General features: G+C 35.1%; 7 protein-coding genes. 3 read left to right on the forward strand and 4 right to left on the reverse strand.

Annotation, left to right across the window (positions count from 1 at the left end; all coding sequences use genetic code 11):
* Positions 1-350: 350 nt before the first annotated feature.
* Complete coding sequence (locus FC46_RS09275) at positions 351-563, reverse strand: helix-turn-helix domain-containing protein (protein ID WP_057800061.1); 213 nt, start codon at positions 561-563, stop codon at positions 351-353.
* A 123-nt stretch (positions 564-686) separates the two neighbouring features.
* On the opposite strand from FC46_RS09275, the gene FC46_RS09280 reads away from it, so the two are divergent.
* Positions 687-2,801, forward strand: coding sequence for an FAD-binding protein (locus FC46_RS09280; RefSeq protein ID WP_057800063.1), 2,115 nt, complete (start codon positions 687-689; stop codon positions 2,799-2,801).
* A gap of 58 nt (positions 2,802-2,859) precedes the next feature.
* On the opposite strand, the gene FC46_RS09285 is transcribed toward FC46_RS09280, so the two are convergent.
* The gene (locus FC46_RS09285; RefSeq protein WP_057800065.1) at positions 2,860-3,090 is read right to left on the reverse strand and encodes a helix-turn-helix domain-containing protein; all 231 of its coding nucleotides are present in this window, start codon (positions 3,088-3,090) and stop codon (positions 2,860-2,862) included.
* A gap of 231 nt (positions 3,091-3,321) precedes the next feature.
* Between FC46_RS09285 and FC46_RS09290 the strand changes: the two genes are divergently transcribed.
* Positions 3,322-4,653, forward strand: a complete 1,332-nt coding sequence (locus FC46_RS09290) for a DUF3800 domain-containing protein (protein WP_057800067.1) — start codon at positions 3,322-3,324, stop codon at positions 4,651-4,653.
* A gap of 133 nt (positions 4,654-4,786) precedes the next feature.
* Here FC46_RS09290 and FC46_RS09295 read toward each other — a convergent pair whose 3' ends face one another.
* Positions 4,787-5,812, reverse strand: a complete 1,026-nt coding sequence (locus FC46_RS09295; RefSeq protein WP_057800069.1) for a branched-chain amino acid aminotransferase — start codon at positions 5,810-5,812, stop codon at positions 4,787-4,789.
* Positions 5,813-6,093: 281 nt separating this feature from the next.
* On the opposite strand from FC46_RS09295, the gene FC46_RS09300 reads away from it, so the two are divergent.
* On the forward strand, positions 6,094-7,164 hold the full coding sequence (locus tag FC46_RS09300) for a PTS sugar transporter subunit IIC (RefSeq protein ID WP_057800071.1): 1,071 nt from the start codon (positions 6,094-6,096) through the stop codon (positions 7,162-7,164).
* 96 nt (positions 7,165-7,260) lie between these two features.
* Here the strand turns inward: FC46_RS09300 and FC46_RS10210 are convergent.
* Positions 7,261-7,482 (reverse strand): hypothetical protein (locus FC46_RS10210; RefSeq protein ID WP_162253142.1); only part of this gene is annotated, 222 nt, incomplete at its 5' end.

The raw sequence follows: 7,482 nt of genomic DNA on the forward strand, positions 1-7,482 counted from the left end.
AAAAGCCAAGAGCCACGCAGAAAGAGCGTGATTCTTGGCTTTCAAGTTTCAGTTAATTAAAGATGAACTATTCAGTATAGCTATCAAATATGGTATGGTCATTAATTTATGAAAGCTAAATCTCTGTCTTGCAAAAGGTTTATTAGAAAAACTACCTTCAATTATTTGGATTTGATCAGGAATTTTTTCGTAATTTGAAATGTCGATAAAATCAATTTTTGCATTAGGAGACTCTTTTTGGAAATCACGCCAATGTAATGGAATTAAATTAGGTTGATTCAAAAAGCCTGTCCCGATATGAATGGTATTCTTATATTTTTGCATATTATGATTAATTTCATTGCAGAGACTTATTTTTTTGTTTGTTGTAAAAAAATCTTACCAGCAGCTGTTAATTTAACTCCGTGTGTTGTACGGATAAAAAGTGTTAAATCGGTGTTCTTTTCTAACAAATTAATTTGTTGCATAACCGCATTGCGAGAAATAAACATTTGCTCAGTTGTTTTAGAAAAACTGCCGCTTTCTGCGATTGAAATAAAAGTATCTAATTGCTCGTTGTACATAAAAAATCCTTGTATGAAGTTTTGACTTAACATACTGCTTTAATAATAACACAGCTAAAGATAACGGTTACATTTATAATAATAAGTGAGAATAATCACAATTATTAGAAGTGAGGTAATTTTATGACTTATCAAGATGGATCATATCAAGCAAAGGCAATGGGACATAGTTCCGATGTCGTAGTTAGTGCAAAAATTCAAAATAATAAAATCGAAAAGGTAAAGATAGATTTAGGTGAGGAATCAACTCCCAAAACAAAAGAAGTAATCGACAAACTTGCAGGTCAAATCATTTCCAAACAGACTAGCAATTTAGATGTTGTAACTGGTGCTACTGAAACGAGTAATGCAACAATACGTGCAATGAGGAAAATTTTAAAACAAGCTGGAAATGAAGTAGAAGAAGTGCGTTCAGTTAAAGATGGAGTGTATAAAGAAACTGTCCCATCATATGGTTGGAGAAGTATGATGAGTGGTGAAATTACTTTTTCAAATAATAAATTGACAGATATCAATATTACTGAAGAAAGTGATTCAAAAACCAGTCACTGGTTTAGTATTGCTGAATCGAAACTTATTCCACAAATTATCAAGCATCAATCTTTAGACGTAGATGCAGTTAGTGGTGCAAGCGTTTCTTCAGGTGCAATTAAACACTTGGTTGAAAAGGCTGTAGTTGATGCAGGTGGTGATAGTGATGACTGGCATAAACCTGTTGAAAAAAGTCAGAAAATAATTGAAAAAAGCGGTTATGATGTATTAGTTGTTGGACTTGGTGGATCAGGAATTTTAAGTTATTGTGCCGCAGCACTATCTGAAGCTAAAGTTTTTGGTATTGAAGCAGGTGCCGAAATTGGCGGAAATTCCGTTTTAACTAGTGGTCCGATGGTTGTAAATTCAAAAATTATGTCAGAAAAATACAATGACGGCAAAGATAATATCGATGTTGAAGATTTGTATCAAACTTGGCTTGATTATGTCGGTGATACTAAGAAAAAAGATGTTATCCGAGTTGCAATTGATCAAGATGGACCAGCTTTGGACTATTATATTAAGAATTTTGGTATTAGTTTTGATGGTGCAAGCTTTGGTGCGCCAGCAGGATTTTATCCATCGTTTGTAAGACCTGATTGGACGAAAGAATGGACTGTTTATACTCCAGATGATGGTAAGTTCTATAATGCAGGTGAACCAGTTCACTTGGGTCAATATAAGAAGGCTTTGAAAAAAGCTGTAGATATGAATGAAGTTAATGATTTCCTATTAGAAACAAAAGCAGAAGAATTCTTGTTAGATGATGATAAGGTGGTCGGTGTTAAAGCAATTGCAAGCGATGGCACTACCTATAAAATTTATGCTAAGGCAGTAATCCTGGCTAGTGGTGGTTTTGTCGGTAACCGAGAAATGATGAATCAAGTCTATGGTCATACTGCCCAAGTTTTTGGTACCAGTTTGAATAATGGGACAGGAATTAAGATGGGACAAGCAATTGGCGGTGATACTTATGCACTTAAGACGTTACCAATGATTCATATTTCTCAAGTCCCTAATATGATCAGGGATGATTCATTAACTCCGGACCAAAAGGCAACGTTGTCGGCTTTAGCTACTACACCTGATGCTAAAAAGCTTGATATTAGTGGTAACTTGCTTACATCAAAAGATGAAAGTGGAACGCAAAATAGTGAAATTACAGTAGGAATTGCATATGCACCTGGCTTTAAATATTACAATGCTTATACTCAAAAACAATTGGATGAAATAAAACAAACTGGGTTAAGTGAAGCAACTTCTAAAAGTGGCGTAATTATTCTTGATCAAGGAGGGCAACCATATAAAGCTGGTCAACCAGTACAAGATTTAGAAAAAATTATTGATGAAGGAATTCGGACTGAAAATATTTTTGCTGGCATGCCAAAAGATCTTGCAAAGAAGTTGAATATGGATGAAAAAGCTTTGACTGCTGCATTAGGTTCAAATGATGAAAAATACTATCTCTTTGAAGCAGATGGTTATGCCTATGCTACTTGTGGCGGCTTGAATGTTGACAAGAATATGAATGTTTTGCGCAAAGATGGTAGTGCAATTGAAAATGTCTTTGCTGTTGGACAAGACAGTGAAGGTGTCGAAAACGTAGATAATGAGGCTTACACTCCATGGGGCGGTCAAGCTCAGGCATGGACTTTTGTTTCTGGTAAAATTGCAGGTGAAAATGCTACAAGGTTAGCTAAGAAATAACATTGAACAAAAACGGCGTTAGAAGAAATCTTCTAGCGCTGTTTGTTTTCACCTGAATCTAAAGAACTAATCCATAACGACAGGAATTATTTGGAAAAGCTTTTCGCATAATCGTAAAAAGTAGGTCAGGTGAAACATCAATCAAAGTATTTTCGATATTACTAATTGTTTCTTCTGGCTGATCAACATATTTAGCAAATTCTTTTTGCGACATATTGAGTTCATCTCGCATTCCTTTAACCAATTTTGCAGCTGTGAAATTATAATTGTCTTGTTCAAATGGTGTCATTTTCGTAACCTCTTTCTAAAAATAATCATACTAGCTAAGAAATTATTAGCTTTTCTTCGCTGATCGTATGTTCTGAATACTTGTTCGTTTAAAATTATAGAACATGTGGTTGGAAATGTCACGAAAAAAATCAAAAAACAATAAACTGTGAAACGTGTGTTTGCAAAATTTGAAAATCTTGCTATACTTAAATCAATTTTAGATCATATGTTTGATTGCGGAGGAAAATGCATGAATGACTACAAGCAGTTAGCTATCGGCACTTGTGCCAAGGAACTTTTGAAAGAAAATAAGTCTGTGAAAGTGAAATTTTCTAATATGTTTTATCAAAACGTAGCGAAAAATTTTCTAACAAAAGCAGAAGAGTTTAATACTATTTATATTTATATTGATGAGAGTACGTATGTTGATGTGCTGATAAGGGAACCAAATTGCTTTCTAACAGGCTTTTATGTACTTCCTGGTTCAATAAAAGAAAAAACTTTTTCAAACTATCGTCAGACAATCTATGAAAAAATTGCTCCAGGAGTCGAAGTAAAAAGTTTTAATTGCTCTGATGATTTGAATCGGAAAGCATTAAAGTTGGGACAAAAATATTTTGATGAATGCAGTGGCAGACTGTTTAAACTTGCTTTCTTTGTGATGAGTAACAAGGGCGGTGACAAGCTTAACATGGTTACGAAGCTTGAAAATTATATTGTGCCCATTTATCACCACTTAATGAAAGAAATTTCGATGGGAGATACATCTACGCAAACGCCAATTAATGTCAAAATAATTATTGATGATCGAAATGATTTGCAAGATGGTACTGATTTTGCAGTTGCAGCACAATATCTGATGAACATTTGGAAGAAAAAGTTTAAGCAACAAGGTTATGATTTCAAACTAAGTTTAACTACAGTGGATAGTAAAAAGAGTATGGGGATTCAAATTGCAGATATGTTTGTTGGGGCATACCGCAAAGATTTGATGTACGGTTCTACCAGTCCTAAGACAAAATTATTAGATTTTTCTTTTGAAAAGTATGATGCTTCCGTAATACCTGAAGAAGATGATGACTTTTTGAAACTGTTTGGCTTGCTGCAGTTAGTAAGTATCGACAAAATGAAAAAAGCCAATATAAAATTACAAAAGACAGAGTCTCCTAAAGTAGCAATAACTGAGTCGAGTATTTCATCTTTACTGAAAGAAAAGATGAGCGGTGAAGAAAAAGAAGTGGTTGTTGAAAATAATAGCTTTAATAACATTGATCAGACTAATATCTTAAAGATATTGATCGAAACAATTGATTTAGTAAAGGAATCGAATATTCAAAAAGCGAGAAAACAGAGCATTAATAATATGATTTTCACACGGTTATGCTTAGATTTGAAAAATGATTTGCCGAATGGATCGCAAATTAAAAATATTAGTGTGATTGGTCCTAAGGCAGCTGGATTTAAGGATAATTGCGAAAAAGTAATTGAAAATTTGAGTAAAATTTCAGTAGTCAATGAAAATATGAATGAGAGATTGAAGTTGTATTTTGATCAAATAATTTCGGCGATTTTGTCTAATTAGATAAAAGTGTTAAATATACTTAATAAAAATACTTTTATAGACGTAGAAAAAAGCCCCAGAAAGTTTTTTCTGAGGCCTTTTTGTAAGGTTTTTCTAGGAGAGTTATTTTACGTGTTTGTATTGTTTAGATTATTTAAGTTAATTTGACTACCCAGCCATATTTATCTGGTAAATCGCCAACTTGGATACCGAATAAAGTATCGTACAATTTTTGAGTAATTGGACCAGGTTCAGTTTCACTGTGGAAGACGTGCTTCTTACCCTTGTAAGTAATTGAACCTACTGGTGAGATCACTGCAGCAGTACCCATTGCGCCGACTTCTTCAAACTTATCAAGTTCATCAACGCTGATTTTTGTTTCAACAGGGTTTAATCCCATATCTTCGGCAATCTTCAACAGTGATTTTTTAGTAATTGAAGGCAAAATTGATTCGGATTTTGGCGTTTGGAATTGGCCGTCTTTGGTAATACCGTAGAAGTTGGCACCACTAAATTCATCGATGTATTGATGTTCGCGTGGGTCAAGGAATAAACAGTCAGCGAAGCCTTGTTTTTTGGCTAAAAATGAAGGATAGAGACTAGCAGCATAGTTACCTGCAGTCTTAGCTTGCCCTGTTCCTTTATGAGCGGCACGATCATGTTCGCTAATTACATAAGGCATTGGATTAAGCCCTTTAACGTAGGCACCTACTGGGGTGGCGTAAGCTCTAAAAATATAACGATCAGACGGAGTTACTCCAACTACTTCTTGTGTTCCTAACATGAAAGGACGAATATAGAGCGTGCCGCCAGAACCGTAAGGTGGTATGAAATCTTCGTTAGCTTTCACCACTTCTTTAATTGCCTTGATGAATTCTTCTTCTGGATAAGCTTCCATCATTAATCGCTCAGCAGAGTTTTTCATTCTCTTAGCATTTTGATCTGGTCTGAATAAGTTAATGCCACCATCTTTTCGGCGATAAGCTTTAAGCCCTTCAAAGACCTCTTGACCGTAGTGTAATTCTTCGGCGGCTTCATTGAAAACCAAGTTGGAATCTTGAGTTAAATGACCACCTTGCCATTTACCGTCTTCAAAAGTATCTGTCCAGCGATAGGGCAGGTTATGATATTTAAAGCCCAAGTTGTTCCAGTCTAAATCTTCAACTCGTGTTTTAGTCATTGGAACTAACCTCCTTATAGATTAAATTATTGAATAAAATTTTAATGTCTAAAATACAGAAAGTCAATGACTTTTTGCTAAAAATAATAGATAAAAATTAAAAATTGCTGTGTATAGATTAAATTTATTCACTTAAAATTAAAAATATTATTGACTTCTTAATTTTGCGATGATAACATTTGACGAAATTAACGAGAAAAAAGTCAAAATTACTTTGTTCGAAAATTTTCTAACAAGTAACCCAAATGACTTTTGTTTGGATTAGCACGAGGAGGCTTCTTATGACTGAAACAAAGCAATCGAAAGAAACGGTCGGATCGTTTACGATGAAAGTACTTAATGGCTCTGCAACCGCCATTATTGTTTCACTTTTACCTAATGCGATTTTAGCGACTTTTTTGACACCATTTACTTCAAATACTATTGTGGCGAGCCTTTTGCATACTGTAACGGTTTTTCAATACTTTTTTGCAGTGATGTGTGGGTTCTCAACAGCAAAACAATTTAATTTAGGTTACATTGAGAGCGCCTGTGTTGGAGGTGCAGCTTTCATTGGATCTGGATGTATTACCGCTGTTCAAAAAACAGTTAATGGCACAACAACTACAGCATTTCAATTTGCTGGCATGGGAGATGTAATTAACACCATGTTGACTGCAGCAGCGGCTGTTCTTTTCATTAAATGGGTCGGCAATCGTTTCGGGTCATTAGGAATTGTTTTCTTTCCAATTTTAGCTGGAGCTGGAATCGGATTCTTAGGTTCGTTAACCAAGCCTTATGTGTCAATGATTACCACTGGAATTGGTGATGTGATTAATACGTTTACCAAGTTAGCACCATACCCAATGAGTATTTTGATTGCTATGTCATTTGCAATTTTGATTGTTACACCTCTTTCAACTGTAGCAATTTCGGTAGCTATCGGTTTGGCAGGTATGGGTTCTGCTGCAGGTGGTTTCGGTTTGGCAAGTTCGGCTACTTTCTTGATCTGGGCAACGTTGAAAGTAAATAGACCTGGTGTTCCAGTTGCCGTTTTTCTTGGGGCTATCAAAATGATGATGCCTAACTTCTTGAGACATCCAGTGATCGGTATTCCAATTGCGTTAACTGCAGCAATTTCAACTTTGAGCGTTCCAATTCTCGGCCTTCAAGGTACACCTGCATCTGGTGGGTTCGGATTAATTGGAGCTGTATCACCTTTGGCTTCATATAATGCTGGATTCCACAATATTCCTGTTTTGGTAATTGTATGGCTAGTTATTCCATTCGCTGTGGGTTATTTGATGAAAAAAATCTTTGTTGATTGGACTAAGATTTGCAAGCCGGAATACTTCGTTTCACATGCAGAATAGGAAATAAACCAAAAAATGAAAACCAACGAAATCTTGCAACTTAGCGAGAAATCGTTGGTTTTTTAGCTTATCAAATAAAGTGAGTGTGAAATAGTTTTATTTTATCTTCTCAACTTCATATAAGTAAGACTGAAAATCACCAAAAAGTTGAGCATCAGATTTATTTACACCATTAAACTGGAGTGGTCTTCGAAGGCCAATCTTTTTAAGAATCTGACCACTAACACGTTGATCTGAATTGATTACGTAAGAACTATTTAATTTAACTGAAACTTGAAAGCTAAGAATCACGCTCTTTCCGCGTGGCTCTTGGCTTTT

The organism is Lactobacillus kalixensis DSM 16043, from assembly GCF_001434335.1.
Taxonomy (GTDB): domain Bacteria; phylum Bacillota; class Bacilli; order Lactobacillales; family Lactobacillaceae; genus Lactobacillus; species Lactobacillus kalixensis.